At 43.8% G+C, this 26,859-nt stretch carries 32 protein-coding genes and 2 pseudogenes; 32 read left to right on the top strand and 2 right to left on the bottom strand.

Annotated features, from left to right (window positions below; all coding sequences use genetic code 11):
- Position 1 precedes the first annotated feature (1 nt).
- The 16 genes from rplR (at position 2) to prfA (ending at position 10,323) form a co-directional block, all read left to right on the top strand.
- On the top strand, positions 2–364 hold the full coding sequence (gene rplR, locus V7L05_RS22460) for a 50S ribosomal protein L18 (RefSeq protein ID WP_094349098.1): 363 nt from the start codon (positions 2–4) through the stop codon (positions 362–364).
- A gap of 106 nt (positions 365–470) precedes the next feature.
- Positions 471–998: a 30S ribosomal protein S5 gene (gene rpsE, locus V7L05_RS22455; protein ID WP_094328453.1), complete on the top strand. Its 528-nt coding sequence runs from the start codon at positions 471–473 to the stop codon at positions 996–998.
- A gap of 151 nt (positions 999–1,149) precedes the next feature.
- Positions 1,150–1,593 carry a 50S ribosomal protein L15 gene (gene rplO, locus V7L05_RS22450; protein ID WP_335167240.1) on the top strand — a complete coding sequence of 148 codons (444 nt, stop codon included), beginning with the start codon at positions 1,150–1,152 and terminating at the stop codon, positions 1,591–1,593.
- A 74-nt stretch (positions 1,594–1,667) separates the two neighbouring features.
- Positions 1,668–2,981: a preprotein translocase subunit SecY gene (gene secY / locus V7L05_RS22445; RefSeq protein ID WP_335167238.1), complete on the top strand. Its 1,314-nt coding sequence runs from the start codon at positions 1,668–1,670 to the stop codon at positions 2,979–2,981.
- A complete protein-coding gene (locus V7L05_RS22440; RefSeq protein WP_335167236.1) occupies positions 2,981–3,535 on the top strand; it encodes an adenylate kinase in 555 nt (184 codons plus the stop codon). Before secY ends, V7L05_RS22440 begins: the two co-directional genes overlap by 1 nt.
- A 196-nt stretch (positions 3,536–3,731) precedes the next feature.
- A complete protein-coding gene (infA, locus tag V7L05_RS22435; protein ID WP_006276978.1) occupies positions 3,732–3,956 on the top strand; it encodes a translation initiation factor IF-1 in 225 nt (74 codons plus the stop codon).
- A 117-nt stretch (positions 3,957–4,073) separates the two neighbouring features.
- The gene (rpmJ, locus tag V7L05_RS22430; protein ID WP_015129703.1) at positions 4,074–4,187 is read left to right on the top strand and encodes a 50S ribosomal protein L36; all 114 of its coding nucleotides are present in this window, start codon (positions 4,074–4,076) and stop codon (positions 4,185–4,187) included.
- A gap of 115 nt (positions 4,188–4,302) precedes the next feature.
- Positions 4,303–4,683, top strand: coding sequence for a 30S ribosomal protein S13 (gene rpsM / locus V7L05_RS22425; RefSeq protein WP_335167234.1), 381 nt, complete (start codon positions 4,303–4,305; stop codon positions 4,681–4,683).
- Between the two features lie 54 nt (positions 4,684–4,737).
- The gene (rpsK, locus tag V7L05_RS22420) at positions 4,738–5,133 is read left to right on the top strand and encodes a 30S ribosomal protein S11 (RefSeq protein ID WP_012410703.1); all 396 of its coding nucleotides are present in this window, start codon (positions 4,738–4,740) and stop codon (positions 5,131–5,133) included.
- A gap of 392 nt (positions 5,134–5,525) precedes the next feature.
- Complete coding sequence (locus tag V7L05_RS22415) at positions 5,526–6,473, top strand: DNA-directed RNA polymerase subunit alpha (protein ID WP_334949249.1); 948 nt, start codon at positions 5,526–5,528, stop codon at positions 6,471–6,473.
- Between the two features lie 32 nt (positions 6,474–6,505).
- Complete coding sequence (gene rplQ / locus V7L05_RS22410; protein ID WP_300420150.1) at positions 6,506–6,856, top strand: 50S ribosomal protein L17; 351 nt, start codon at positions 6,506–6,508, stop codon at positions 6,854–6,856.
- A 75-nt stretch (positions 6,857–6,931) separates the two neighbouring features.
- Positions 6,932–7,777, top strand: a complete 846-nt coding sequence (gene truA, locus V7L05_RS22405) for a tRNA pseudouridine(38-40) synthase TruA (protein ID WP_335167412.1) — start codon at positions 6,932–6,934, stop codon at positions 7,775–7,777.
- A gap of 112 nt (positions 7,778–7,889) precedes the next feature.
- Positions 7,890–8,351, top strand: coding sequence for a 50S ribosomal protein L13 (rplM, locus tag V7L05_RS22400; protein WP_300420154.1), 462 nt, complete (start codon positions 7,890–7,892; stop codon positions 8,349–8,351).
- Positions 8,351–8,767 carry a 30S ribosomal protein S9 gene (gene rpsI, locus V7L05_RS22395; RefSeq protein WP_300420156.1) on the top strand — a complete coding sequence of 139 codons (417 nt, stop codon included), beginning with the start codon at positions 8,351–8,353 and terminating at the stop codon, positions 8,765–8,767. Before rplM ends, rpsI begins: the two co-directional genes overlap by 1 nt.
- 110 nt (positions 8,768–8,877) lie before the next feature.
- On the top strand, positions 8,878–9,120 hold the full coding sequence (gene rpmE, locus V7L05_RS22390; RefSeq protein ID WP_335167232.1) for a 50S ribosomal protein L31: 243 nt from the start codon (positions 8,878–8,880) through the stop codon (positions 9,118–9,120).
- A gap of 105 nt (positions 9,121–9,225) precedes the next feature.
- Positions 9,226–10,323 carry a peptide chain release factor 1 gene (prfA, locus tag V7L05_RS22385; RefSeq protein ID WP_292799346.1) on the top strand — a complete coding sequence of 366 codons (1,098 nt, stop codon included), beginning with the start codon at positions 9,226–9,228 and terminating at the stop codon, positions 10,321–10,323.
- A gap of 9 nt (positions 10,324–10,332) precedes the next feature.
- Here prfA and V7L05_RS22380 read toward each other — a convergent pair whose 3' ends face one another.
- A complete protein-coding gene (locus V7L05_RS22380) occupies positions 10,333–10,779 on the bottom strand; it encodes a hypothetical protein (RefSeq protein WP_335167229.1) in 447 nt (148 codons plus the stop codon).
- A 193-nt stretch (positions 10,780–10,972) separates the two neighbouring features.
- Here V7L05_RS22380 and V7L05_RS22375 point away from each other — a divergent pair, with 193 nt between their 5' ends.
- Positions 10,973–11,335, top strand: a complete 363-nt coding sequence (locus V7L05_RS22375) for a helix-turn-helix domain-containing protein (RefSeq protein WP_334949259.1) — start codon at positions 10,973–10,975, stop codon at positions 11,333–11,335.
- Positions 11,336–11,410: 75 nt separating this feature from the next.
- A complete protein-coding gene (locus tag V7L05_RS22370; RefSeq protein ID WP_442937035.1) occupies positions 11,411–11,869 on the top strand; it encodes a DUF29 domain-containing protein in 459 nt (152 codons plus the stop codon).
- A 187-nt stretch (positions 11,870–12,056) separates the two neighbouring features.
- On the opposite strand, the gene V7L05_RS22365 is transcribed toward V7L05_RS22370, so the two are convergent.
- Entirely contained in the window at positions 12,057–12,590 is a 534-nt protein-coding gene (locus tag V7L05_RS22365; protein ID WP_335167226.1) for a hypothetical protein, read from the bottom strand.
- A gap of 377 nt (positions 12,591–12,967) precedes the next feature.
- Here V7L05_RS22365 and V7L05_RS22360 point away from each other — a divergent pair, with 377 nt between their 5' ends.
- From V7L05_RS22360 to V7L05_RS22295, 14 genes and pseudogenes are all read left to right on the top strand, one after another.
- Positions 12,968–13,477 (top strand): hypothetical protein, encoded by a 510-nt coding sequence (locus tag V7L05_RS22360; protein WP_335167224.1) that lies wholly within the window; start codon positions 12,968–12,970, stop codon positions 13,475–13,477.
- Between the two features lie 34 nt (positions 13,478–13,511).
- Positions 13,512–13,988: pseudogene (locus V7L05_RS22355) on the top strand (Rpn family recombination-promoting nuclease/putative transposase); the annotation flags it as partial.
- 579 nt (positions 13,989–14,567) lie between these two features.
- Complete coding sequence (locus V7L05_RS22350; RefSeq protein ID WP_335167222.1) at positions 14,568–16,148, top strand: group II intron reverse transcriptase/maturase; 1,581 nt, start codon at positions 14,568–14,570, stop codon at positions 16,146–16,148.
- 85 nt (positions 16,149–16,233) lie between these two features.
- Positions 16,234–16,551: pseudogene (locus V7L05_RS22345) on the top strand (Rpn family recombination-promoting nuclease/putative transposase); the annotation flags it as partial.
- Positions 16,552–16,604: 53 nt separating this feature from the next.
- Entirely contained in the window at positions 16,605–16,922 is a 318-nt protein-coding gene (locus tag V7L05_RS22340) for a hypothetical protein (protein WP_335167219.1), read from the top strand.
- 155 nt (positions 16,923–17,077) lie between these two features.
- A complete protein-coding gene (locus V7L05_RS22335; RefSeq protein ID WP_335167217.1) occupies positions 17,078–18,763 on the top strand; it encodes an ABC-F family ATP-binding cassette domain-containing protein in 1,686 nt (561 codons plus the stop codon).
- 220 nt (positions 18,764–18,983) lie between these two features.
- Positions 18,984–20,582: a 2,3-bisphosphoglycerate-independent phosphoglycerate mutase gene (gpmI, locus tag V7L05_RS22330; RefSeq protein ID WP_335167215.1), complete on the top strand. Its 1,599-nt coding sequence runs from the start codon at positions 18,984–18,986 to the stop codon at positions 20,580–20,582.
- Positions 20,583–20,698: 116 nt separating this feature from the next.
- The gene (secG, locus tag V7L05_RS22325; protein ID WP_334825494.1) at positions 20,699–20,932 is read left to right on the top strand and encodes a preprotein translocase subunit SecG; all 234 of its coding nucleotides are present in this window, start codon (positions 20,699–20,701) and stop codon (positions 20,930–20,932) included.
- 10 nt (positions 20,933–20,942) lie between these two features.
- Positions 20,943–21,758, top strand: a complete 816-nt coding sequence (locus V7L05_RS22320) for a peptidase (RefSeq protein WP_335167213.1) — start codon at positions 20,943–20,945, stop codon at positions 21,756–21,758.
- Positions 21,759–22,045: 287 nt separating this feature from the next.
- Positions 22,046–22,363 (top strand): PIN domain-containing protein, encoded by a 318-nt coding sequence (locus V7L05_RS22315; protein ID WP_335167409.1) that lies wholly within the window; start codon positions 22,046–22,048, stop codon positions 22,361–22,363.
- Positions 22,364–22,376: 13 nt separating this feature from the next.
- A complete protein-coding gene (locus V7L05_RS22310; protein ID WP_335167211.1) occupies positions 22,377–22,613 on the top strand; it encodes a hypothetical protein in 237 nt (78 codons plus the stop codon).
- Positions 22,614–23,013: 400 nt separating this feature from the next.
- Positions 23,014–23,694, top strand: a complete 681-nt coding sequence (deoC, locus tag V7L05_RS22305; RefSeq protein ID WP_335167209.1) for a deoxyribose-phosphate aldolase — start codon at positions 23,014–23,016, stop codon at positions 23,692–23,694.
- Between the two features lie 90 nt (positions 23,695–23,784).
- Positions 23,785–24,762 (top strand): DNA repair protein RecO, encoded by a 978-nt coding sequence (gene recO / locus V7L05_RS22300; RefSeq protein ID WP_335167207.1) that lies wholly within the window; start codon positions 23,785–23,787, stop codon positions 24,760–24,762.
- Positions 24,749–26,401 carry an MFS transporter gene (locus tag V7L05_RS22295; protein WP_335167407.1) on the top strand — a complete coding sequence of 551 codons (1,653 nt, stop codon included), beginning with the start codon at positions 24,749–24,751 and terminating at the stop codon, positions 26,399–26,401. The genes recO and V7L05_RS22295 overlap by 14 nt, the downstream gene beginning before the upstream one ends.
- The last annotated feature ends 458 nt before the right edge of the window (positions 26,402–26,859 follow it).

Raw genomic sequence — 26,859 nt, 5'->3', positions numbered from 1 at the left:
AATGAAACTTACTCGTAGAGAATCAAAAAACCGTCGTCATCGACGCGTTCGGGGCAAAGTTATTGGCTCCCCAGAACGTCCGCGTTTAGCGGTGTTTCGTTCTAATGAGCATATTTATGCCCAATTAATTGATGATACTCAGCATCAAACCATAGTGGCAGCATCGACTGTAGAACCAGAGTTGAAATCTAGTTTAGCGTCATGTGCAAACCGCGACGCATCGGTGCAAGTTGGTAAGTTGATCGCAGTGCGATCGCTAGAAAAAGGCATCACCAAAGTAGTCTTTGATCGCGGTGGTAACTTATATCATGGTCGTGTCAAAGCATTAGCTGATGCAGCACGCGAAGCTGGTTTAGATTTCTAAAGTCATTGGTCATTAGTCATTGGTCATTAGTTATTGGACAAATGACAAAAGACAAATGACAACTGACAAATGACAACTGACAAATGACGTTAAAAGAGCATAAATTATGGCAACAGAGCGTAAAAGTAGAACAAAGCGTGCCAAAAAAGAAGAAACCACTTGGCAAGAGCGGGTTATTCAAATCCGACGCGTGAGTAAAGTGGTCAAAGGTGGTAAAAAACTCAGCTTCCGCGCGATCGTGGTCGTCGGTAACGAACGCGGTCAAGTTGGTGTCGGAGTAGGTAAAGCCTCAGATGTAATTGGCGCGGTCAAAAAAGGCGTAGCCGACGGCAAAAAACACCTGATTGATATCCCAATCACTAAATCCAACTCCATTCCCCATCCCATTGATGGTGTCGGTGGCGGTGCAAAAGTAATTATGCGTCCAGCCTCACCTGGTACTGGGGTAATTGCTGGTGGTGCCGTGCGAACTGTGTTGGAATTGGCAGGAGTTCGTAACGTCCTAGCCAAGCAACTTGGCTCCAACAATCCGCTCAATAATGCTAGAGCCGCAGTTAACGCCTTATCTACACTGCGTACCCTTTCTGAGGTCGCCGAAGATCGCGGTATTCCTATTCAAAATCTCTACATCTAATTTAGTCATTAGTCATTGGTCATTAGTCATTAGTGAATAACAAAGGACAAATGACAAATGACAAAGCGCAAAGTCTGAGGGTCGGTTTCCGACCATTGGAACTTTGTAACAGACGACAAATGACAAACGACAAATGAGAACTTGATAACTTATGAGACTCCATGATGTTAAGCCGCAAAAAGGCTCAAAGAAACGTAAGAAGCGTGTAGCCAGAGGTATTTCTGCCGGTCAAGGTGCCAGTGCTGGTCTAGGTATGCGGGGTCAAAAATCTCGTTCTGGTAGTGGTACTAGACCAGGTTTTGAAGGTGGTCAACAGCCATTGTACCGCCGCTTGCCTAAACTGAAGGGCTTTCCGATTGTGAATCAGAAGATTTACACTACGATTAATGTAGAGAAGCTAGCCTCCCTTCCCGCTAATACGGAAGTAACTTTGACCTCCTTAAAAGCAGCAGGTATTCTGACTGCTGTCAAGGGACCATTGAAAATTTTAGGTAATGGGGAATTGAACACTCCGCTCAAGGTACAAGCGGCAGCTTTCACAGGTACAGCTCGTAGCAAAATTGAGGCAGCTGGTGGTAGTTGTGAAGTCTTATGAGTGAGCCGGAACAGCGCACTTAAATGCAAGCCAACTCGCTGTCAGCGCCTGGTTCACTATAAAGGTAGCACTCTATGATCAGTCGAGATAAAGCCCCAACGGCTCAAGAAACTTTTATGCAGATGGCACAAGCAGCCGGGCTGAGAGGTAGGCTGCTTGTCACTGTCGGTATTTTAATTTTAGTTCGCCTGGGCATCTTCTTGCCCATACCAGGAATTGATCGACAACGATTTCATGAAGCCATATCGGGAAGTAATTCCGTATTCGGTTTATTGGATATATTTTCAGGACGCGGACTTTCAACTTTGGGCGTCTTTGCTTTAGGGATTTTACCCTTCATTAATGCGTCTATTATCATCCAATTGCTCACCGCTGCGATTCCATCTTTAGAAAATTTACAGAAAAATGAAGGCGAAGCGGGGCGGCGGAAAATATCCCAAATTACCCGCTATGTAACTGTATGTTGGGCGATTCTTCAAAGTACAGCTTTTTCGGCATTATTCCTCCAGCAATTCGCCTTAAAGCCAGGTCCCATCTTTGTAGCTGAAACTGCGATCGCTCTGACTGCTGGTTCCATGTTCGTCATGTGGACATCAGAACTAATTACAGAACGTGGGATTGGAAATGGAGCATCATTGTTGATTTTTGTCAACATTGTCGCGTCATTACCAAAAGCTTTAGGCGATACTATCGATTTGGTGCAAGTCGGCGGTCGGGAAACAGTGGGTCGCGTGATCGTACTGATCTTAGTTTTCCTGGCAACCATTGTTGGTATTGTGATTGTGCAGGAAGGAATGCGCCGCATCCCGATTATTTCGGCTCGTCGCCAAGTAGGTCGTCGAGTTTTGGCAGAGCAACGTAGCTTCCTACCCTTGCGGCTAAATCAAGGCGGCGTAATGCCAATTATTTTTGCTGCTGCCATCCTCAGTTTGCCACTGCTGATCGCCAATTTCGCCAAGAATGCCGAATTGGCAAATATAGTTAACACTTATCTCAGTCCAAGCGGTTCTAGCTCCTGGGTCTATGCCTTGGTCTACATGATTTCCATCATTTTCTTCAGCTACTTCTATTCTTCGTTGATTCTCAACCCGGTAGATGTGGCGCAGAACTTGAAGAAAATGGGTTCTAGTATTCCTGGCATTCGTCCGGGTAAGGCAACCAGCGAGTATATTGAGCGTGTGTCAAACCGACTAACTTTTTTGGGTGCGATCTTTTTGGGACTGGTTGCTATTATCCCAACCGGTGTGGAAAGTGCTTTAGGAGTACCCACCTTTAAAGGACTGGGTGCTACCTCTTTGTTAATTCTAGTTGGTGTGGCGATTGATACGGCAAGACAAATCCAAACTTACGTGATCTCTCAGCGCTATGAAGGAATGGTGAAACAATAGTGACGCGACTAATCTTCTTGGGACCACCTGGAGCTGGCAAAGGAACACAAGCTCAAACGTTGGCTGAACACTTGAATATTCGCCATGTTTCTACAGGTGAAATATTAAGACAAGCCATGAAAGAGCAAACTCTTTTGGGAATCAAGGCTCAAAACTATGTAAATAGCGGTGAGTTAGTACCCGATCAGCTAGTGCAGGACTTGGTACAAGAGCGCCTCAGTCAACCAGATGCAAAAAATGGTTGGATTCTGGATGGTTTTCCCCGGAAAGTGACACAAGCGGCTTTTCTAGAAGAATTGCTGGAAAAAATACATCAGAGTGGCGAAAGGGTAGTCAATCTAGATGCACCAGATGAAGTTGTGATCGCACGTTTGCTAGCTAGAGGACGAAAAGATGATACCGAAGAGGTGATTCGTCGTCGGTTAGAAGTGTACCGCGCTGAAACTGCACCTTTAATTGATTATTATGGCGATCGCCAAAAACTTTTAACAGTCAATGGCAATCAGTCCCAAGAAGATGTCACTGGTGAACTCCAAAAGGTAATCGCTTCTTGAAAAGTAGGGGAATAGGGAGTGGGGAGTAGGGAGTAGGGAATTCAACACTTATCACTCACCACTCCCCCGACCAAGAAGAAGATCAATTTTAGCTAAGATATATTAATAAACTGTTGATATATTTCTTAAAATGTGTTTCTTTGCAGATGAAGCGCTGCAACTGAACACGAAATTGTTGAGTTGAGGAAAAAACAAATTGTCTAAACAAGATTTAATTGAGATGGAAGGCACGGTTACAGAGTCCTTGCCCAATGCGATGTTTCGCGTTGACTTGGACAATGGCTTTAACGTGCTGGCACATATTTCCGGTAAGATTCGCCGAAATTATATCAAGATTTTGCCCGGCGATCGCGTCAAGGTAGAGCTAACTCCTTACGACTTGACCAAAGGCAGAATTACCTATCGACTACGAAAGAAGTAACTATATGTAGACGATTTTACCATAAAACCATTTTTTTGGCTGTTTACTAGTCAATTAACTGGATTAATTTCCCTAGAAATGCTATAATTTTATATTTGGAGTCAAAGAATAAAAGGCATGAAAGTTAGAGCCTCAGTCAAGAAAATCTGTGAAAAGTGTAACGTGATCAAACGTCGTGGTCGCGTTATGGTGATCTGCGTGAACCCCAAGCACAAACAACGTCAAGGATAACGCTCTTACCAACAGAGCCAGTTGTAACACGCATATCATCATTAAAACGAAAAGACGCGATTAATCACGTTTTTCCAACCAACAGTAATTGCGAGAACAATAGGGAGAGTTCATTGTGGCACGTATTGCCGGAGTAGACCTTCCACGCGATAAGCGCGTCGAGATCGGTCTAACTTACATCTACGGAATTGGATTATCGCGCTCTCAAGAAATTATAGCGGCTACTGGTGTGAACCCAGACACCCGCGTTAAGGACTTAAGTGATGCCGATGTGACAGTCCTGCGAGGGGAAATAGAAAGCAACTATCAAGTTGAAGGGGACTTGAGGCGCTGGGAATCTTTGAACATCAAGCGCTTAGTTGATATTGGTACCTACAGAGGGCGTCGTCATCGTATGGGCTTACCAGTCAGAGGCCAAAGAACTCGCACAAATGCCAGAACCCGTCGAGGCAGAAGGCAGACAGTGGCTGGTAAGAAGAAGGCTCCAGGGAAATAATTTTGCACCGCTTGCTAATCCGAGCAAGTTTTACCTTAAATCACCTAAACAAGTATGGCGAGACAACCAACTAAAAAATCCGGGAGCAAGAAGCAGAAACGGAATGTACCCAGTGGGATGGCCTACATCCAGTCTACTTTCAACAATAGCATTGTCACCATTACCGATCAAAATGGAGATGTCATCTCCTGGGCTAGTGCTGGTTCTAGCGGTTTTAAGGGAGCAAAAAAGGGAACTCCCTTTGCAGCGCAAACTGCTGCTGAAAGTGCAGCCCGTCGAGCCATTGATCAAGGAATGCGCCAAATTGAGGTAATGGTCAGTGGGCCAGGAGCAGGTAGAGAAACCGCTATCCGGGCACTTCAAGGAGCAGGACTGGAAATTACACTGATTCGGGATATTACCCCCATTCCTCACAATGGTTGTCGTCCACCCAAGCGCCGTCGAGTTTAAACACCAAGACTTGGGCAGTGAGGACAAAAGTTACAGCCAGCAATGACCGCTTGAGCGTCTAACGTGCAAACTGTCATTGAGTCAAAGCTTGGGCGACCAGAAGCGTGTCAGATTTTCCTGCCGGGAAAGCTGTTAAACTTCCGGCTACCCAAAATATTATTAATCAATTTTGGATTTTAGATTGGCGATTTTAGATTGAAGCCGACTACAAGAGTGCTGGGCTTCGTGGATTTTAAGTTGATGATTTAAGATTTGTTGCGCTTACAAGAAGCGGAGCATGAACCAAAGAAGCACAATCCAAAATCCAAAATCCAAAATCGAAAATTGGTAGTCAATTCAGGAGGCAATTGATTTGTCTGCTAGCAGCACCTTAGAAAAAGGGAGGCTCATCCGTGGCGCAGTTTCAAATTGAATGTGTAGAGTCGAATACCGAAGAAAGTCGGAACCATTACAGTAAATTTGTTTTGGAACCTCTAGAACGCGGTCAAGGAATAACTGTTGGCAACGCACTGCGGCGGGTTTTACTGTCTAATCTAGAGGGTACGGCAGTTACAGCAGTGAGGATTGAAAAAGTCTCACATGAGTTCGCCACAGTTCCGGGCGTGCGGGAAGATGTGCTGGAAATCCTCATGAAAATGAAGGAAGTTATCCTGAAAAACTATTCTTCGCAACCCCAGATTGGTAGATTATTGGTTAACGGTCCAGCAACAATCACTGCGGCACATTTTGACTTGCCCAGTGAAGTAGAAGTCATCGATCCGACCCAGTATGTAGCCACCGTCGCTGAGGGTGGAAAACTGGAAATGGAATTTCGGATCGAGAGAGGCAAAGGCTATCGCACCGTAGAGCGAGGACGTGAGGAAGCCACATCGTTGGATTTTCTCCAAATCGACTCAATATTTATGCCGGTGCGAAAAGTCAACTACAGTGTTGAAGAATCTCGTGGGGAAGGCTTGATTCCAAAAGACCGACTACTGTTGGAAGTTTGGACAAATGGTAGTATTTCCCCCCAAGAAGCACTATCTTCGGCTGCTGGGATCTTGGTAGATTTATTCAACCCGTTGAAAGACATCTCCCTGGAACCAACAGACACAGGTTCGGACATTCCAGACGATCCAACTGCCCAGATACCTATCGAAGAGTTGCAACTTTCTGTGCGGGCATATAACTGTCTCAAACGGGCACAAGTTAACTCTGTGGCAGATTTGTTGGATTATACCCAAGAAGACCTCTTAGAAATTAAGAACTTTGGGCAGAAGTCAGCAGAAGAAGTCGTGGAAGCTTTGCAGCGACGCTTGGGCATCACCCTGCCAATGGAAAGAGGCTCTAAACACCCTTAAGAAAAACCGTTCATAATTCATAGTGCATAATTATGCGTCACCGTTGTCGCGTCAAAAAACTCAGTAAACCCGCCGATCAACGCCGTGCTTTACTGCGATCGCTCGCCACCGAGCTGATCCGTCATGGTAAGATCACCACCACTTTAATTAGAGCGAAAGTTCTGCGAAGTAAAGTGGAAAAAATGATTACCCTAGCCAAAAACGGCTCCTTGGCAGCACGCCGGGAAGCCCTTGGCTATATCTTCGACAAACAACTGGTTCACGCTCTATTTGAGCAAGCTCCAACTCGATATGGCGATCGCCAGGGCGGTTATACCCGCATCCTGCATACCGTACCGCGTCGGGGTGATAATGCAAAAATGGCCATAATTGAATTGGTTTAAGTCATTTAGTCATTAGTCATTAGTCATTGGTCATTAGTGAATAACAAAGGACAAATGACAAAGGACAAAATCTGTATGTTAGAAAGCCACCAGCCTAGACAAATTCATCGAGTAGCCTTGGTAATCCAATACCTGGGCACTCATTTTCATGGCTGGCAACGGCAAAAACAACAGAGGACAGTTCAAGAAGAGATCGAAATTGCGATCGCTACTATTCTTGGGCATCATGTAACATTACACGGTGCCGGGCGAACTGATTCTGGAGTTCACGCTGCTGCTCAAGTCGCCCATTTTGAAACAACAGGTTTAATTCCGCCTCACAAGTGGGCAACAATCCTCAACAGCTATCTGCCGTCAGATATATTAATCAGGGCTTCAGCTAGTGTAGATAACCGTTGGCACGCTCGCTTTAGTGCAGCCTATCGACGGTATCGCTACACAATATATACTGAAGATCGACTTAACTTGTTTGTAAGACCCTTCAGTTGGCATTATTATTATGCACCCCTGGATGAATCTTTAATCCAAGCTGCCTTGAAACCTCTGTTGGGAAAGCATCACTTAGCTGCTTTTCACCGTGCAGGCTCGAAGCGATCGCATTCCTGGGTAGAGGTGCAAGCAGTAGAGTGTCGTCGCAGTGGGCCATTTATCCATATTGAAATACAGGCAGATGGATTTTTGTATGGCATGGTACGGCTGTTGGTAGGGATGTTGGTACAAGTAGGTTCTGGACAACGCACACTTTCTAGCTTCACCGAACTCTGGAAAGAAGAACGCCGGGAAGAAGTAAAATACGCCGCACCGCCCCAAGGCTTGTGCTTGTTGCGAGTCGGCTATCCAGATTTTCCTTTTCCCAAAGAGATTTGGTACGACACCTTGCCAAAGTTCGTCACTAGTCAAGAGTCATTAGTCATTGGTTAGTAGAGACGCGGTTAATCGCGTCTGTACAATGGTCATTAGTGAATAACAAATGACAAAGGACAAATAACAAATGACTAATGACAAATTAAAAATGACAAAGGATAAATGACAAATGACAACGAGTAAAACATACCTTCCTTCTCAAGCATCCCTTGAGCGTGAGTGGTACATAGTAGATGCCACCGATCAACGCCTCGGTCGCCTCGCCAGCGAAATCGCCCAGATTTTGAGAGGCAAAAAGAAACCCGAATATACACCCCACCTAGATACAGGTGACTTCGTAATCGTCATCAATGCCGAGAAAGTCGCAGTCACAGGCAAAAAGCGCACTCAAAAGCTGTACCGTCGCCATTCTGGTCGTCCCGGTGGGATGAAAACGGAAACTTTCGCTAAACTGCAACAGCGCATACCAGAGCGGATTTTAGAACAGGCTGTTAAAGGTATGCTACCTAAAAATAGCCTGGGTAAGCAGTTGTTCACCAAGCTGAAAGTCTACGCGGGTCCGACGCATCCCCATGATGCTCAAAGACCTAAAGAACTACAAATTAGTACAATTCCTGGAGAAGAAAATTAATGGTAGTAGCAGACGCCAATAGCGGTCGCGCCGTATACTGGGGTACTGGTCGTCGTAAGACCTCAGTAGCGCGGGTACGCCTGGTTCCAGGCACTGGTCAACTGACTGTGAACGGTAAAGATGGAAATTTGTATTTCCAATTTAACGCCAACTACCTGGGAGTCATCAAAGCACCCTTGGAAACTCTGGGACTAGAAAACGAATATGACATTTTGGTGAAAGCAGAAGGTGGCGGCTTGACCGGACAGGCTGATTCTGTTCGCTTGGGAGTTGCTCGTGCTTTGTGCCAACTAGACCCAGACAACCGCCCACCTTTGAAAACCGAAGGTTATTTGACTCGCGATCCCAGGGCAAAAGAGCGTAAGAAATATGGTTTACATAAAGCCCGGAAAGCGCCTCAGTACTCTAAACGTTAGGGCATGGGGCATGGGGCATTGGGCATGGGGCATCTCTCCCACTCTCCAATCCCTAGCTTCAATTGAACGCTGAAAGTTATAATTGATATAGATTCACCACAAAAGGAACAATGGCTAAATCTGATATTCACCCCAAGTGGTATCCAGACGCTAAAGTTTACTGCAACGGTCAAGTTGTTATGACCATTGGCTCTACCAAGCCAGAATTGCACGTAGATGTTTGGTCTGGAAATCACCCATTTTACACCGGTACTCAGAAGATTATTGACACTGAGGGTCGAGTAGAGCGCTTCCTCCGTAAGTACGGTATGAGCAGCACTCAAGCATCTGGCGACGACCAAAACAAAAAGTAGCGAGTTGGCTCTGCTGTTAACGACGGCCCTGCATTCTTCGGGGTCGATTGTCATTTATATGCTCGAGCCAATTTGTTATTTTTTTAAGGAGCGATCGCACTCGTCATGGCTGAATCATACTTACTGGATAAACTCAAATCTGTTGAACAAACCTTTAATGAATTAACACGTCGTCTTGGCGACCCTGATACCGCTAGCAACCCTGATGAGTATCAAGAAATCGCTAAGTCTCGTTCTTCTTTGGAAGAGGTAGTTAATACCTATGAAATTTGGAAAGCAGCCCAAGAAGACTTGATCGGAGCGCGTCAGGTTTATAAGGAATCTGCAAGTGACCCAGAGTTGCAAGAAATGGCAGCACTGGAAGTAAAGGAACTTGAACAAAAAATAGAATATTTAGAGACTCGCTTGAAAGTCTTACTGCTACCACGCGACCCCAATGATGAAAAGAATATCATGTTGGAAATTCGCGCTGGTACTGGTGGCGATGAAGCAAGTATTTGGGCTGGCGATTTGATGCAGATGTACACCCGCTATGCCCAGACTCAAGGTTGGAAAGTTTCTCTAGTGAGCGAATCTCGAGGAGAAATGGGTGGCTGGAAAGAGGTCATTCTAGAAATTAAAGGTAATGACGTTTACAGCCAGTTAAAGTTTGAAGCTGGAGTACATCGTGTGCAGCGCGTGCCGGCAACTGAATCTGGGGGACGGGTTCATACTTCCACAGCTACGGTGGCGATTATGCCAGAGGTGGATGATGTGGAAATTCACATTGACCCGAAAGATATTGAAATGACTACAGCCCGTTCTGGTGGTGCTGGTGGGCAAAACGTCAACAAGGTGGAAACAGCCGCCGACTTGATGCACAAACCGACAGGAATTCGGATTTTCTGTACAGAAGAACGCAGCCAGTTGCAAAATAAAGAACGGGCGATGCAAATTCTGCGGGCGAAGTTGTATGAGATGAAGTTACGCGAACAACAAGAAGCTGTAACTTCCATGCGGCGATCGCAGGTTGGTACAGGATCGCGATCGGAAAAAATTCGCACTTACAATTATAAAGATAACCGCGCTACTGATCACCGGTTAGGTCAGAATTATTCCCTTAACCCTGTTTTGGAAGGTGATTTAGAGACGCTTATCCAATCTTGTATATCTCTAGACCAGCAAGAACGTCTCGCGGAGTTAGCGACTTCTGCCGCTAACTAATTTTTACGGTTAAAAACTCTGTAAAACCACTTGTTGTTTTGTTGCTTTTAACACACACAGGTGGTTTTCTAATATCGCGTGGAGTGTATCTTCTATTTCACTGGGATAATGGTAATAGGCAAATTCGTACTTCATGACGTAATTTAGCTTCGCCCATTCCTTCAGGGTTTGACAGGTATAAATTAACTTTTCCGCTTCTTCTTGCCAACGCGCAAAAATCCGGTAGCTAAAAAAGCTGCTGCACACGTTACCTTTTGCATCCCAGTAGGAAATACACACTTGATGCTTTAGATGGTGGATTTTTTTGATTTGCTTAACATCGTAGCCTTTAAGTTTTAAAGCTTCTTTCGCTTCAGCCTCCGAAATGTGCCACTGTTCTGGTTTAATTTTATTAGTGGCTATTAGGTTTTTACCTTTGCGGCGATATTGATTACTTTTGCGTGGCTTGTGAAACATGATGCACCCTTTATCTTATCGGCATTACTACCGATAACCTGATTAAAATTGCTATATCAATACTGCAAGTTTAATTGCAGTATTGCAACAATCATTTTAGATTATCATTAACAATGAACCTTGTCAACATAAAAGTAAAGTTTGAGGGTTTGTTCACTAAACTTGTAAATACAGTTGGCTAGCTATATAAGCAGTGAACATCGAAAGCAGAGAAAAACTGATTGAAATCATCAAACTAGCTCGTGGTTCAATGAGCCAGCGAGGGTTTGGCAAGCTTTTGGGAGTTTCTGCTACTGCTGTTCAGTTGTGGGAAAAGGGTGTGAATGTGCCAGATACCGAATATTTAGCAAAAATCGCAGCGAGAGCGGGTTACACACTCCAAGAGTTACTCAGTTGCCTGGATGGTAAGCCAATACAAGAAACCTCAGATTTGAGTCTAATTCTCAGACAAATCCAGCACATGCCTCTGTCCCAAGTGGCTCAAATCGTCCAAGCTGCGGCAGATAGATTGGCGGCTGTGGCTGAAGCATCCGAGGATGAAGCAAAAGCAAGTTGAATATTTGTTCAGGATTGAATTTAAATCATCAAACTAGCTCGTGGTTTCTTGCTGTCAAGATTCAACTCTATGGATATAGACAAACCTTTTTTGTATGACGAAGACTTCTATGGCTGGACACAGCAGCAGGCTAAAGCGTTAGAGCAGAGGCTAGTTATGGAACTAGACTGGCAACACCTGCAAGAGGAAATTCAAGCTTTGGGCAGACAGGAGTATCGGGAACTCGTGAGTCGTCTGAGTGTATTACTCGGTCATCTCTTGAACTGGGAGTATCTACCCGAACAACGCTCTCGCAGTTGGTTTTTAACAATTCGAGAACAGCGTCGCGCCATCCACAGACATTTGCGACAGAACCCTAGCTTAAAGTCTCGAATTGAAGAAGCCTTGTTAGATGGCTTTGAAGCGGGAGTGGATTTGGCGCTACGAGAAACTAACTTACCATTACGAACTTTTCCAGAGCATTGCCCCTATTTATTTGATGATGCGATCGCAGACAATTTTCTGTGCGATACTCATCAAGACTGGGAAGGATAATTCCTGCCATTTTTCTGACGCTCATTTGTGATTTGGAGACACGTTATCGCTTGAATCTAAGAGATGATGCCCAATATTTGTAAGTAAGTGGGCTGAATTAAATATATAAATAGATTGACATGAAACCGTTGTAGTGACTGACAAGCTACTAAAATTTAACTGCACACACCTACTTAGTTAAACTTCCTCAGTTTAAGAAAGGAACATTGCGAAACTCAATATTGTTAGCCCCATTATTAGCAAATACTGGAAGCTTTAAAACTGGAGCTTGTGTTATGTTTTCTGGTATATTCTCAAAGGTGATATCTGTTACATAATTAATTCCTGGGGATATTCTTAGGGAGACGGAGTTTCCGCTTTTACCACCCATTTCTACGGCAGATCCATTATAAGATTTTCCGACAGAATCAACGATTGTTAATTTAGATGCGTCTATTCCAAAATTATCTTCTGTGCTTTCTCTTGTGATTAAAAGATTACATTTTATAGTTGTATCCGACCTTCTACAGCCTTTTAATAAAAAGACATATCCATTAATCAGTTTTCGTTGCTCAGAATGTGAGTTAGTGTTCTTAGGTTGTTTTGTGGGTTTACCGCACACAGTCGCACCTTCGTCGGTAATGACACAAACTCGTTGTTGCGATTGCGCTGGAAAACTGTATATCAAAAGACTACTCAGTACTATACTAGCAAAAACACTAGTCCGTCGAACATTTGACATTAGATTCATGTTATTAAATACTTCAATCTAGATTTGTATCTGAATACTACTTTACTTAATTGTCAATTGTCTACAGAGACTAGGCTGGGGCTATCTTTCTAACAACAGATAACACCACCAAACACCTCTCTGGGAACCCTTCAGTTACTTGGTTATGAGCAAGGCGATCGCTAATTTTGGTTGAGTTAGAGGTTCTGGTAGAAATACATAACAGATGCGCTGACTTCAGCAAGTTGAAACCCACGAAGGTGGGTTTTGTCTGTGTAGCTGCGATTTCTAATCGCCTATGGTATTTTTACAAAAGTGAGATGCTTCCAATATAACCCCTAGCGGGTAGTGAGTAATTAGTTTGAAAATGGTGAAATCTGAAAATATTTATGGGTGCAGTTATGTCGCTACGCAATGAGCCTTTAGATTGGCAAGTTGAATCAAATGATCCTTATATACCAGTTTATCATCAAGGTGATTTAGTGGGATTTTTTAAACCAGATTATGCCAGTGAAGTTATTAAATTTCTAAATGAGCAAGAAGTTTTAAAGAAAGCATTAAAAATGGCTTGTACTGATTTAATTAAAAAAATGGGCGGCGATACGAATAAAGTCAATTATTTAATGGGTAAATATATAATAAATAGTGAGCGTCCGAAGCATGGAACTAGAGCGTTCGCTATTCTACTTGCTGATCGACAAAAAGAACTTGACTTGAGTAACCAGGAGGTTACTAAATTCTGCGATAGCTTTAAATTATCCCCTACTGAACTGAATAATATTTATGCTGGAGAAGCATTTGATGATAGTTTATTAGCGCCCATATCACGTATATTAGGGATTGCAAAAGAGCGGTTGCTGGAAGTGCGGGATGGTTCTGAAGAATCAAGTAACATATAAGCAGCAAATCAAAATTTTCAGTTGATATAAAATTGTGAAAACAGACATCATCTTTTATCGGCTGTTTCAAGAATTCCCTGATATCTTCTTTGAACTTATTGGTAATCCTCCAGAATCAGCTAGCCTTTATCAATTTTCATCAGTTGAAATCAAACAAACAGCCTTCCGAATCGATGGTGTGTTTCTGCCTACACAAGGAAGCGAGAACCAGATTTACTTTGTTGAAGTGCAATTTCAAGCCGATGGGGAAATTTATTCACGGCTAATTGCAGAAATATGTTTATACCTGCGTCAGAATCAACCATTAAATGACTGGGGTGCTGTGGTTTTATACCCAAACAGGAATGTAGATACAGGAGATATCAAACATTACCGTGAGTTTTTCACAAGTGGGCGCGTCAGGCGCATTTATTTGGATGAATTAGGTGAGGCTGCATCGCTTCCAATTGGCATTGCAACTGCTAAATTAGTAATTGCAACCGACGATATAGCGATCGCACAAGCAAGGGAGTAGATAGACAGAACCAGTGCGATTCGTTGTTTAGTGAATCACGGTAATCAGTCCGTACATAACTAAGCCAGCCCGACAGCAGATTACTGTCATTAAAGGCTGAACTCTCGGTCAGATGCAGGTGCAAGTCCTGCCATTCAGACTCAGAATTGACTCCTTACCTGCCCACACCGAACAAGCTCGGTTCTTGTAGAGTGAAGCTGGGAACAGGGCGCAATCAGATGACCGTTACGGGTTGACACTGGCGCTAACAGGGAGTTCCTACGGTGAAACCGGGTCTATAAAAGCAACCTAGTCTTAAGCAGGGCGTAACACTAAAAACCCTGACTTCACTGGAGAATCAATTCCCGCCGCACCGTTTGGCTCATAAGCGGCAAGAGTCCTGGGAATCCAGTGGTTGAATTGACCACACCTAACGGAACAATCAATCTCTCCGAGGGAACGAATAAAAACGAGTTGTGGGTCTAGGGACGGTCGAACCCCAAGTAGCCCAGACGAGCGGAGGAATCCCCACAATTCGGGTAGGACAGACCGTAATTGGTCTGAGGTGTTCAGAATACACTCACTCTAGAAGAGAAAATGATTAGACACAGTTACAAAACCAGTGAATCTTGGAAAGTACTACCGTGGAAGAAATTCCGCCGAAACCTTTTCCGCCTTCAAAAGCGCGTGTATAAAGCGGTTCAAGTTAGAGACAAGCGGAAAGCTAGGTCACTCCAAAAGCTTATTCTAAAATCCACCTCGGCTCGATTTCTTGCAATAAGACAAGTATCTCAGCTAAACGCTGGTAAAAAGACGGCTGGTATCGATGGTAAAAAATCCCTCTCATTTGAAGAACGCTTCAACCTTGAAGAATTACTGAAAATGAATAGTGGAAATTGGAAGCATCAAGGATTACGGGAAATCCCTATACCCAAAAAGGATGGGACTACCAGAATGCTTAAGATACCAACCATCGCGGACAGAGCTTGGCAATGCCTCGCAAAATATGCACTCGAACCAGCACACGAAGCCACTTTCCACGCTAGGAGTTACGGGTTTAGAACTGGGCGCTCTGCTCACGATGCACAAAAATACATCTCTAATAACCTCCGTTCTACCTGCAACGGAATAGAAAAACGAGTTATAGAACTCGATATCGAGAAATGTTTCGACAGGATTAATCACTCAGCAATAATGGACGAACTCATCGCCCCCAAAGGCTTAAAACTCGGTATTTTCCGATGCCTCAAGGCAGGTGTAAATCCAGAGTTCCCTGAACAGGGAACACCTCAAGGAGGAGTGGTCAGCCCCTTACTAGCTAACATCGCGCTCAACGGAATCGAAAGTATTTACAGATACCACTCTCAATATTGTGAGGGTAAAAGGATTACACCTAAAACATCGGCAGAAAAAATTGTCGAGCCATCAATCCGATACGCGGATGACATGGTTATTATACTCCGACCCGAAGATGATGCGACAGAGATACTTGAAAGAATCAGCGAGTTTCTCCGCAAACGCGGAATGAATGTAAGCCAAAAGAAAACCAAAGTCACCGCCGCGACAGACGGGTTTGATTTCCTCGGCTGGCACTTTAAAGTGCAGAGCAATGGAAAGTTCAGAAGTACTCCCTCAGTGGACAACTTCAAAGCATTCCGTAAGAAAGTAAAACACATCGTCAACAACTCGAATTATGGTGCTACCACAAAAGCTGAGAAATTAGCCCCGGTAGTTAGAGGTTGGAGAAATTACCATAAGTTCTGCAAGATGGACGGGTCTAGAAACTCGTTATACCACATCCAAAAAAGAGCTTACACGGTATTCAACAAGGAAACCAAGCAAAACCGCGACTCTAGCAAGAAATTACTAGACAAAGCATTCCCAAAGGTTCCTTACTCCGAAAACAAACACACTTCTGTCAAGGGAACTAAATCACCTTACGACGGAGATACAGCCTACTGGAGTGAACGTAATAGTAAGCTCTACAACGGCGAAACTTCTATTGCTCTTAAAAAGCAAAACCATAGATGTGCTTCCTGCGGCTTAAAATTCATCGATGAAGAACGGATTCATCTGCATCACATCGATGAAAATCACGCCAACTGGAAGAAAAATAATCTGGAAGCAATTCATGAGAGTTGCCACGGTTACAAACACATGAGCAAAAGCGCAAGCTGAGAACATCGGAAGCTGGGTGCGGTGAAAGTCGCACGCCCAGATTTAACTGAGAGGTGCGCGGGATAATACCCGCCATCGACTCAAACAGTCAGAGATAAGCTCACCACAAAAACAGCAGCAATTATTACAATTTATAGAGACTATTTTGGCTTACAAGTTTCCCACAATGAGTAGGGAGGAGATCGAGCAAATCTTTAGCTTAAGTGAGTTAAAGCAAACCAGATTTTATCAGGAAGCCTTTCAGGAAGGTGTTGAACAGGGTAAGGTTCAAGGCATTGAACAAGGTAAGGTTCAAGGGAAACTAAAAGCAGTACCAGCAATGTAGGCAGCAGGGTTGACTGTAGAACAAGTAGCACAGGCGTTAGATTTGAGTGTTGAAGAAGTCAGACAAGCCGTGCAGTAGGATTCTTCTGAATCAAGGAGTAGAGGAATTGGTGGACTACAACAATAGGAACTATGAGTTTCAAAGATACAAAAGTTTATCAAGAAGCATTTGAAGAAGGGCGTTTGGAAGGTTTACGTTTAGTCCAAACAGTACCTCACCTATTTGATTTAGGGTTAACTATTGAGCAAGTTGCGGAGGAGCTACATCTTACCATAAACCAAGTTCAAAAGGCAAAAATATATTATGATGCCATGCAAAAAGGGGAGCATAGAGCCAAATTAAAATTAATACCCACCTTATTGAAATTAGGGGTGACAGTGGAAAAAGTGGCTGAGGCATTTGATTTCAGTGTCGAAGAAGTCAGACAAGTAACACAAAGTCACCCTTGAGAGGGATGTGGTAATTTTTCTGCGTGACTCAAGCCAAATTTAGTTTGCTGCTCCCCACCTTGATCACGACGAATTTATAGTTAATTTTTGTTAATATTAGAAGCGGTGTTAGTACTTCGTCTTCAACCACCCACTCCCTACCTGAGAGAAACTTAATGCTGCGATTAGAACATATAAGTAAAATTTATCCCACAGGCGAAGTTCTCAAAGATATCAACTGGGAAGTTAAACCAGGCGATCGCATTGGCTTAGTCGGTGTCAACGGTGCTGGAAAATCCACCCAACTCAAAATCATCTCAGGGGAAATTGAACCCACTGCTGGCGAAATCATTCGTCCTAATAGCTTACACATAGCCTACCTCAACCAAGAATTTGAAGTAGACCCCACCCGCACCGTTAGAGAAGAATTTTGGACTGTCTTCAAAGAAGCTAACGAAGTACAGTTATCTCTGGCGCATGTGCCACAAGAGATGGAAACAGCTACCCCAGAGGAACTGGATCGACTGATCGACAAGTTAGATCGCTTGCAGCGCAAATTTGAAGCCTTGGATGGTTACAACTTAGATGCACGCATCGGGAAAATCTTACCAGAGATGGGGTTTGGGCTAGAAGATGGCGATCGCCTCGTCAGCGCCTTCAGTGGTGGTTGGCAAATGCGGATGAGTTTAGGTAAAATTCTTCTGCAAAAACCCGACTTGTTGCTGCTGGATGAACCGACTAACCACCTGGATTTAGAAACCATTGAGTGGTTGGAAAATTACCTTAAAGGGCTAGTTACGCCAATGGTAATAGTCTCCCATGACCGGGAGTTCCTTGACCGCCTCTGCACCCAAGTTGTGGAAACTGAACGTGGCGTTTCCGCAACCTACCTTGGTAACTACTCGGCATATTTGTTACAAAAAGCCGAAAATCAATCAGCACAACTTAGCGCCTACGAACGCCAGCAGAAAGAATTAGAGAAACAGCAAACCTTTGTTGATAGATTTCGCGCTAGTGCTACCCGCAGTACCCAGGCAAAAAGCCGGGAAAAGCAACTCGACAAAATCGAGCGCATTGAAGCACCCGTTGGTGGTATGAGAACTCTACACTTCCGTTTTCCCCCTGCACCCCGCAGTGGACGCGAGGTAGTGGAAATTAAAGATTTAACTCATCTTTATGGTGATAAAATCCTGTTTTTGGCAGCAAATCTCCTGATTGAAAGGGGCGATCGCATTGCATTTCTTGGCCCTAACGGTGCTGGAAAATCTACCCTTCTGCGCGTAATTATGGGTATGGAACCACCCACAGAAGGTATTGTTAAATTAGGCGATCACAACGTTCTTCCTGGCTACTTTGAGCAAAATCAAGCTGAAGCCTTGGATTTGAAGAAAACTGTCATGGAAACTATCCATGATGAAGTTCCCGATTGGGATAATCAAGAAGTCCGAACACTTTTGGGACGATTTTTATTCAGTGGTGACACTGTATTTAAGGCAGTCGGGGCATTAAGTGGAGGAGAAAAAGCTCGTCTGGCGTTGGCAAAAATGCTCTTACGTCCCGCGAACTTACTAATTTTAGATGAGCCGACAAACCACCTAGATATTCCAGCTAAAGAAATGCTGGAAGAAGCGCTCAAAAATTATGATGGTACGGCAATTGTAGTTTCCCACGATCGCTACTTTATTTCTGAGGTAGCTAACAAAATCGTCGAAATTCGTGATGGTGAATTCCGCGTTTACTTAGGAGATTATCATTACTATCTCCAGAAAATTGCCGAAGAAAAAGAACAAGCAAAGTTAGCTGCAATAGAAGCCGAAAAAGCTGCTAAGAAAGCTGCTAAAGCTGCCACAAAAAGGAAATGAGGGGTTGGATACCGGCTTAGTAGTAGTGCGGAAGTGCTACTACTAAGTAATCACTCCTGATTAGCTTTCAAAAACATCACAGGAAAATTGCTAAAATTTAAAAGTATTTCAAAAAACTGTAAGTCCTTCATAAAAGAAGTTAATAAGCAAAAATTCACTTGCGGCGGGGATTAGCAGTGGTATCATTCGGGTATTACAAACAGTAAAGGGCAATTTTACTATGACCAAAGCACCTGTTGCTCCTGTGGTGCTAGTCATTTTAGACGGATGGGGCTACTGTGAGGAAAAGCGAGGAAACGCTATTATTGCTGCTAAAACTCCTATCGTGGACAGTTTATGGGCAGCTTACCCGCATACCCTTATCCACACATCAGGAAAAGCCGTAGGGTTGCCAGAGGGTCAAATGGGCAACTCGGAAGTTGGTCATTTGAATATTGGTGCTGGGCGAGTTGTACCGCAAGAACTTGTACGCATCTCTGATGCAGTCGAAGACGGTTCTATAGCCTTCAACCCAGCACTTGTCAAAATTTGCCAGGAAGTTCGTTCTCGGAATAGCAAGCTGCATCTAGTCGGGCTTTGTTCTGAGGGAGGGGTACATTCGCATATCACCCATCTATTCGGACTACTTGACTTAGCCAAAGACCAGCGAATTCCAGAAGTTTGTATCCACGCCATCACTGATGGTCGTGACACCGCCCCAACAGAGGGTGTAAAAGCAATCACACTGCTGCAAGATTATATAGACCGCACCGGAATTGGGCGCATAGTCACCCTCAGCGGTCGCTACTACGCGATGGATCGCGATCACCGCTGGGATCGGGTCAAACGCGCCTACGATGTGATGACCCAAGATGGTGTGGGTGACGATCGCAATGCTGTGGAAATCTTACAAGCATCTTACGCCGAAGGGGTAAAAGATGAATTTGTCAACCCAATCAGAATTGCTCCCGGCGCAATCGAACCAGGGGATGGGGTGATATTTTTCAACTTCCGCCCCGATCGCTCCAGACAACTGACTCAAGCTTTGGTCAGTCCCAAATTTAACGGTTTTGAAAGACAGCAAATCACACCGCTATCTTTTGTTACCTTTACACAGTATGATTCAGATTTACCCGTGGCTGTAGCCTTTGAACCTCAGAATCTCAGTAACATTCTGGGAGAAGTCATAGCTAATCACAATCTGAATCAGTTTCGCACCGCCGAAACAGAAAAATACGCCCACGTCACCTATTTCTTCAATGGGGGTCTGGAGGAACCTTTTCCTGGAGAAGATCGGGAACTGGTAAGTAGCCCGATGGTAGCGACTTACGATCACGCCCCAGCGATGTCAGCAGTAGCAGTTACAGATGTAGCGATCGCTGCGATTCAAAAGGGTACGTATTCCCTAGTTGTGATTAACTATGCTAACCCAGACATGGTAGGGCATACTGGTCAAATCGACGCTACCATTACAGCAGTTGAAACAGTTGATCGCTGTTTGGGACGCTTGTTAGAGAGCGTGATCAAAGCCGGCGGTACAACAATTATTACTGCTGATCACGGCAACGCTGAGTATATGCTAGATCATGGCGGTAATCCCTGGACAGCCCACACCACTAACCCAGTCCCCTTGATCTTGGTGGAAGGAGAGAAAGTCAAAATCCCTGGATATGGTACAAATGTCGAGCTGCGAAGCGATGGCAAGCTATCCGACATCGCCCCCACAATTCTAGAGATTTTACAGCTGCCTCAGCCGCCAGAAATGACAGGGCGATCGCTGCTGAAAACAGCAGAATATGATCTGCAACGCACTCGCACCCCCGTGCAAATAGGACTGTAAAAGAATACCGAGTGCTGAGTTAGGAGTTTTTAGTAAACTCCTAACTTCTGAATTCTGAATTCTGAATTCTGACTCCTGAATTCTGTTTTTTAAAACTTGTTATAGAGATTCCTACCATGACAGCTACTAATATCGTGCAAGGCATTTGGGCATTTTCCGCTACTGGTTTGATAATCTTAGTTTTACTGCATAGTCCCAAAGGTGATGGCATTGGGGCCATTGGCGGACAAGCCCAGCTATTTAGCAGCGCCAAAAGTGCAGAAAATACCTTAAACCGAATTACTTGGGCATTGACAGTAATTTTTCTCGGTTTAACAGTAGTTTTAAGTGCTGGTTGGCTCCCTAAATAAGGATAGGTAAATGGGGAGAAGAACCGAACACCCAATACTTAACACCTTAATAAATTTAACTTCACGGCGGTTAATTACAGCCCTTGCCTTATTTATTGGCACAGGGCTGTTAATCATTCTTACTAATCTCCAGTCGAGTTATGGTTTGACAAAAATACCAAAAGATGTATATTCAGACTTAATAATTTCTCTCCCCACTTCATCTTCGCCAAAACCCCATCCCTTACCGCCCACACTTGCACGCTGGCGAGATAGTACCAACAGTGGTGACTACTTTTCCCAAGTCAGAACAACCCCAGTTGGTTATTTAGTCTGGTCGCAATTTCCGGTTCGAGTTTACGTAGAATCACCAAAAGCTGTCAGCGAAAAACAAGCTCAAGCATGGGTTAACGGTGTCTTGCATGGTGTACAGGAGTGGAGTACTTATTTGCCTTTGATAGTAGTCGAACAGCCAAAAATTGCTGATATTACGATTGTGCCAAAAGCGCCACCTCTACAAATTTCCCCTGGTAGTAATATACCTCGGGCGCGATCGGCACAAACTACTTACGAGTTATACACCAGCAACAATGTTTTATCCCACCGCTTCAGCATCTTGCTAAGTCCCAGTCAAACAGGTGAGTATATCCAAGCCGCAGCCCGCCACGAATTCGGTCACGCCTTGGGAATTTGGGGTCATAGTCCGCTACAAACTGATGCTTTATACTTTTCCCAAGTTCGTAACCCATCGCCTATTTCTGCAAGAGATGTGAATACTCTAAAGCGGGTTTATGAACAGCCAACCAGTTTAGGATGGTCTTTAGTGGATAACTCAAAGATGAATTGATCGATAGGTAGACTATAAGCTCGTCACTACTGCAAAAATGCTACTAATAGCGAAATAATAACAAATCCGTACCAAATTCTACTTACGTGAATTCCAGTAATAAATTTACCATAGCTGTTGGTTTCGACCCTTCGACAGGCTCAGGGCATCGCTTCGCTCAACCAACTGAGTGGCCGAGAGTTGAGCGAATTCGAAACTCGTCAACATGGTATTTTTTTAATCAGAAATCACCTTAATACTAATGTACTGTTTACTGGTTTATGATCTAACCCTAGTGATCTTACAAACTGTTAACAATTCTTAATAATAGGCGTTGGCAGTTAAATGTATCTAGCACCTTAGTATTCGAGTATGAAGAAATTCTCAAACAAGAAAAAGAGCAGCTTGGATTGAGCGATGAAGATATTTGTAGAATCGCTAATAGATGTAGTATTTTCTATTTATGGCAGTCAATAGTAGGCGACCCTGATAATGATTTTCTCATCGATTTAGCTGTTGAATGTCAAGCCGACTTTATCATCACTTACAATCAAAAAGATTTACAAGACGCACAAAATATTTGGACTGAGGGTAGTTTCACCCAAGCAATTCTTGCAAATAGATAGTAGGAGAAATCCCATGACTAACTTAAATGTACAGCTACCCGAATCTTTATATAAACAAATTGAAGCTTTAGCAGCTAGTGAAAATATTTCCATTGAACAACTTGCAACCATTGCCTTATCTGCACAAGTTTCCGCATGGATGACCAAAGACTATTTGGAAGAAAAAGCCAAAAGCGGTAGTTGGGAAAAATTCCAGCAAATTTTGAATAAAGTGCCTAATGTAGAACCAAAGGAATATGATAAATTATAGCGGCTTAATTTGATGGTGTTGCTGAGTTAAATATCTAATCATCTGTTTTCACAGACTTCTTACTCGCGTTTTCTCGTTTTTCGCCAAATCTTCTAGTTCATCTATTAAGTTTTCTTAGTCAACTTCTGCTAATTGCTGTTTAAAAAGTTTTGAGACATTTAATAGTCTCCTGTAACCATTGCAAGGTAATTGGATTTATATAATGTTTTTATCTTTCAAGTGTCTTCATGGATGGACTTAAATACTTACAGTAATTTTGCGACATCTACAAAGCCGACATCCAAGAGAAGTCAGCAGCTTGTTTTCCAGGTAAACTAGTAATAAATATGGTTTAATACATATATAAGAAGTGTTTTGATTTTTTATAAAGTTTAATAATCAATTACCGGCAAAAGACACGATGGCAGCAGACTATCCAGACATTGATATTGCGCCATTTATCGATCATGCCCTGCTAACGCCAACGGCTACTCCAGAGCAGGTTGAGCAGTGGTGTGAAGAAGCATACAGATTCAATTTTGCGGCGGTTTGCTTATACCCCGCCTATGTCAAACAAGCAGTGGAACTCCTCCACGGCAAGAACCCGAAAGTCTGTACGGTGATTGGTTTTCCATCTGGCGCGACGACTTCAGCAGTGAAACTATATGAGGCTCAAGAAGCGGCGGATAGTGGGGCTACTGAGTTGGACGTGGTAATGAACTTGGGCTGGTTGAAAGCTGGTAAAACTGAAGAAGTCCACCGAGAAATTGCCGAAATTTGTGAAGAGACTGGGCAAACTGTCAAGGTAATTTTGGAAACCAACCTGTTGACAGATGCGGAGAAAAAAATAGCTGCTGAAATAGCTATGGAGGCGGGAGCGGCATTCTTAAAAACTAGTACAGGTTGGAATGGTGGTGCAACAGTGGCAGATGTGCGATTTTTGCAGGAATTGGCCAAAGAAAGGGTGGGAATTAAAGCTTCGGGTGGTATCCGTACTATCAATCAAGCCCTAGACTTAATCGTAGCGGGTGCTACTAGATTAGGTACATCTCGCGGCATCGATTTGCTCCGCCAGCGCGATAACCTGGGGAAGGGTGAATAGTCATTTGTCCTTAGTCATTTGTCATTTGTCCTAAGCTAATGACCCTTGATCAATGACTAATGACTAATAACTACCAATGACTAATGACTAATGAGTAGAACCTACAAAGCAACCGGAATTAATCTTAAAACCCAGGTGTTGGGAGAATCGGATAAAATAGTGACGATTTTGACACGCGAATTCGGTCTAATTCGAGCAGTGGCTCCAGGGGCACGTAAGCACAACTCCAGCCTGGGCGGTAGGAGTGGGATGTTCGTTGTGAATGAACTATTGATTGCCAAAGGGCGATCGCTTGATAAAATTACTCAAGCACAGACGTTAAAAACTTATCCTGGTTTAGCTAAAGATTTGGGAAAATTGGCTGCCAGTCAGTATTTAGCAGAAATAGTCCTGTGTCAAGCTTTGAGCGAACAACCCCAAGAAGAACTTTATGAGTTGTTCAATGAACATCTCCATCGGTTGGAGGCGATATCTAGTGCAAATCCATCTGGAGTTTTAGCTCATCTGGCTCATGGGGTGTTTCACCTTTTAGCTTTAGCAGGACTGACCCCGCAAGTGCAGGTTTGCTGCTTATCTGAGCGTCCCCTCAAACCAGACTTTACAGACCCCAACTGGCAAATAGGATTTAGCATCCCTGCGGGTGGAACGGTTTGCTTAGAAACTTGGAAACGTTTACGAACAGAGGGGGACAGGGAGATGAGGGAGATGAGGGAGATGAGGGAGATGGCGAGAGACAAATTTCCAATGCCCCATGCCCCATTCCCAATGACGCCAGTTGCTTCAACGGAGGGAACCTCCGCAACGCACTGGCTCCCCCATGCCCAAACAGTTGTTGTGCATCGGCAAGAAATACCTGTGATTTCTAGTCGTCTGGGTGCTATGGAATTGGCTTTGCTCCAACATCTGTCACAACCAGAGATAATGCAAATTGATGGTGCTAGAGATTATAACTGGTTATCTGTTGAGCAGATTTTGCGCCAGTATGCTCAATATCAATTAGGTCGCCCTATTCGCTCTGCTACTTTGATCGACTCTTATTTTGCTGCCAACCATGATGCAACCGTCTGATTTGGATAAAAAAATCCTGCCTTTGTCACCAAGCCTCGTCAAAAAACAGAATAGGGAATTAGATCCTACAGTTAAAAATCACTTGAGTGCCGTTTCCAAGTCTACACCTAGTGAAATCAATGGCCAAGAAATGTCTCCAAAAGACGTTTCTGAAAACGATCAAAGTTGGACAGAGGAGATCCCAAAAATTGATGTTCCAAGTCAATCGGAAACACAATATGAGGACAAATTAACCGTTGCTGAGGTAGATAGCAACGGCACTCGCAACGGGCAGAGTTTGCCAGTAGCTACTATCCCAGAAAAAGAACCACCGAACTTAGATGGGTCTGGTTCAGGTGAAGAAGCAGTTACAGGGAATGTAACACAACTGGGGTTTTTGCCTGTATTAAAAAACCCTAATTTCCTGGCTCTTTGGGGCGGTCAAGTTTTTTCCCAACTAGCAGATAAAGTTTATTTGGTGCTGATGATTGCCTTGATTAATACTCAGTTTCAAGCAAGCAATCAGAGTATTAGTGGTTGGGTATCAGTCTTGATGATGGCTTTTACTATTCCAGCCGTATTGTTTGGTTCCGTTGCTGGCGTGTATGTCGATCGCTGGTCGAAAAAAGCTGTGCTGGTGGCAACGAATGTTTGGCGCGGCATCCTGGTTTTATCAATTCCCTTCCTGCTGTGGTTAACTCATGATTGGAAACCCATAGGAGTGCTGCCAGTAGGTTTTATAATCATCCTGGGCGTAACTTTTTTAGTTTCCACACTGACGCAGTTTTTTGCCCCGGCAGAACAGGCGGCAATTCCTTTGATCGTAGAAGAACAGCATTTACTCTCGGCAAATTCGCTTTACACGACAACGATGATGGCATCGGTGATTGTTGGGTTTGCCGTTGGGGAACCGTTGTTAGCGATCGCTGATGGACTTTGGCTGCACATTGGTGGTAATGGTAGTTTGGGTAAGGAACTTTTGGTAGGTGGCAGTTATGCGATCGCTGGACTAATTTTATTCCTCCTGGCAACTAAGGAAAAACACCACGACCCCGATACAGAATTCCCTCACGTATTCTCTGACTTGCGGGATGGTTTTGCCTACCTGAAAGCAAATCATCCCATCCGCAATGCTTTGCTTCAGCTGATTATCTTGTTTTCTGTCTTTGCAGCATTAACTGTTCTAGCCGTTCGCATGGCAGAAATAATTCCCAACATGAAAGCCTCCCAGTTCGGCTTTTTACTAGCAGCCGGCGGTGTTGGTATCGCTGCGGGAGCCACAATTCTCGGTCAATTTGGTCAACGCTTCTCCTATACCCAACTAAGTCTGTATGGTTCTATGGGCATGGCAGCATCCCTGATTGGTCTATCAGTATTTACAACCCAACTGTGGCTAGTCTTATTACTGGTGGCGCTATTAGGTATCTTTGGAGCGTTAGTGGGAATTCCCATGCAAACCGCAATCCAAACAGAAACACCTCCAGAAATGCGTGGTAAAGTTTTTGGCTTGCAGAACAATGTAATTAATATTGCCCTCTCCTTACCTTTGGCCTTAGCTGGTGTAGCAGAAACCTTTCTGGGATTACAGGTAGTTTTTTTGGGATTAGCAGCGATCGTCTTTTCAGGAGGTATATTAACCTGGTACAACTCACACAAGTAAGTTGGCGCGAAAAAACCCAAGTATGTTACGAAACGTAAATAGGCTTAAAGCCCTTACTAATGACGCCACTTGCTTTAAGCCGGGGAACCCGTCCAACGCAGTGGCTCACCAATGACAAAGGACAAATGACAGCCTTCACCAGTTAGCTTTAATTGCGCCGACCTACTTAAGTAGTTAGTTATTATTCATTACCAGGAAGTAATTACTAATTTCCTTAAAGCTTTTGTGTTCATGGTAAACTGTCGTCAGTGAAAATTTATCACATACTTGCGGGATATCAATCTGACATTAGTCAGAATAAGTTGTTTAAATATCAGAAATTAACAGCTTATAAGTAGAATAAATAAATCCATAAATCCACTGGTTTAATCAGCTTTAAATAGGCTTTTTAAACTACATCCTGGTGGGAATCTGTAATAACTAAAAAAACCAGCAAGTATAGCTAGATAAAATAAAAA

The sequence above is a fragment of the Nostoc sp. genome, from assembly GCF_036917755.1.
Lineage (GTDB): Bacteria > Cyanobacteriota > Cyanobacteriia > Cyanobacteriales > Nostocaceae > Nostoc.
This window is presented reverse-complemented; position numbering and strand designations above follow the sequence as displayed.

What these genes read in the sequence shown, in the direction of transcription:
- rpsE (WP_094328453.1), top strand. Translation starts at nt 471, where the DNA reads ATGGCAACAGAGCGTAAAAGTAGAACAAAGCGTGCCAAAAAAGAAGAA.
- recO (WP_335167207.1), top strand. Translation starts at nt 23,785, where the DNA reads ATGAGTAGAACCTACAAAGCAACCGGAATTAATCTTAAAACCCAGGTG.
- rpmJ (WP_015129703.1), top strand. Translation starts at nt 4,074, where the DNA reads ATGAAAGTTAGAGCCTCAGTCAAGAAAATCTGTGAAAAGTGTAACGTG.
- secY (WP_335167238.1), top strand. Translation starts at nt 1,668, where the DNA reads ATGATCAGTCGAGATAAAGCCCCAACGGCTCAAGAAACTTTTATGCAG.
- V7L05_RS22360 (WP_335167224.1), top strand. Translation starts at nt 12,968, where the DNA reads ATGGGTGCAGTTATGTCGCTACGCAATGAGCCTTTAGATTGGCAAGTT.
- V7L05_RS22310 (WP_335167211.1), top strand. Translation starts at nt 22,377, where the DNA reads ATGACTAACTTAAATGTACAGCTACCCGAATCTTTATATAAACAAATT.
- V7L05_RS22335 (WP_335167217.1), top strand. Translation starts at nt 17,078, where the DNA reads ATGCTGCGATTAGAACATATAAGTAAAATTTATCCCACAGGCGAAGTT.
- rplR (WP_094349098.1), top strand. Translation starts at nt 2, where the DNA reads ATGAAACTTACTCGTAGAGAATCAAAAAACCGTCGTCATCGACGCGTT.
- rplO (WP_335167240.1), top strand. Translation starts at nt 1,150, where the DNA reads ATGAGACTCCATGATGTTAAGCCGCAAAAAGGCTCAAAGAAACGTAAG.
- deoC (WP_335167209.1), top strand. Translation starts at nt 23,014, where the DNA reads ATGGCAGCAGACTATCCAGACATTGATATTGCGCCATTTATCGATCAT.
- gpmI (WP_335167215.1), top strand. Translation starts at nt 18,984, where the DNA reads ATGACCAAAGCACCTGTTGCTCCTGTGGTGCTAGTCATTTTAGACGGA.
- prfA (WP_292799346.1), top strand. Translation starts at nt 9,226, where the DNA reads ATGGCTGAATCATACTTACTGGATAAACTCAAATCTGTTGAACAAACC.
- V7L05_RS22350 (WP_335167222.1), top strand. Translation starts at nt 14,568, where the DNA reads ATGATTAGACACAGTTACAAAACCAGTGAATCTTGGAAAGTACTACCG.
- V7L05_RS22295 (WP_335167407.1), top strand. Translation starts at nt 24,749, where the DNA reads ATGCAACCGTCTGATTTGGATAAAAAAATCCTGCCTTTGTCACCAAGC.
- rpmE (WP_335167232.1), top strand. Translation starts at nt 8,878, where the DNA reads ATGGCTAAATCTGATATTCACCCCAAGTGGTATCCAGACGCTAAAGTT.
- rpsK (WP_012410703.1), top strand. Translation starts at nt 4,738, where the DNA reads ATGGCGAGACAACCAACTAAAAAATCCGGGAGCAAGAAGCAGAAACGG.
- rplM (WP_300420154.1), top strand. Translation starts at nt 7,890, where the DNA reads ATGACAACGAGTAAAACATACCTTCCTTCTCAAGCATCCCTTGAGCGT.
- secG (WP_334825494.1), top strand. Translation starts at nt 20,699, where the DNA reads ATGACAGCTACTAATATCGTGCAAGGCATTTGGGCATTTTCCGCTACT.
- rpsI (WP_300420156.1), top strand. Translation starts at nt 8,351, where the DNA reads ATGGTAGTAGCAGACGCCAATAGCGGTCGCGCCGTATACTGGGGTACT.
- truA (WP_335167412.1), top strand. Translation starts at nt 6,932, where the DNA reads ATGTTAGAAAGCCACCAGCCTAGACAAATTCATCGAGTAGCCTTGGTA.
- V7L05_RS22380 (WP_335167229.1), bottom strand. Translation starts at nt 10,779, where the DNA reads ATGTTTCACAAGCCACGCAAAAGTAATCAATATCGCCGCAAAGGTAAA.
- rplQ (WP_300420150.1), top strand. Translation starts at nt 6,506, where the DNA reads ATGCGTCACCGTTGTCGCGTCAAAAAACTCAGTAAACCCGCCGATCAA.
- V7L05_RS22340 (WP_335167219.1), top strand. Translation starts at nt 16,605, where the DNA reads ATGAGTTTCAAAGATACAAAAGTTTATCAAGAAGCATTTGAAGAAGGG.
- V7L05_RS22365 (WP_335167226.1), bottom strand. Translation starts at nt 12,590, where the DNA reads ATGTCAAATGTTCGACGGACTAGTGTTTTTGCTAGTATAGTACTGAGT.
- V7L05_RS22320 (WP_335167213.1), top strand. Translation starts at nt 20,943, where the DNA reads ATGGGGAGAAGAACCGAACACCCAATACTTAACACCTTAATAAATTTA.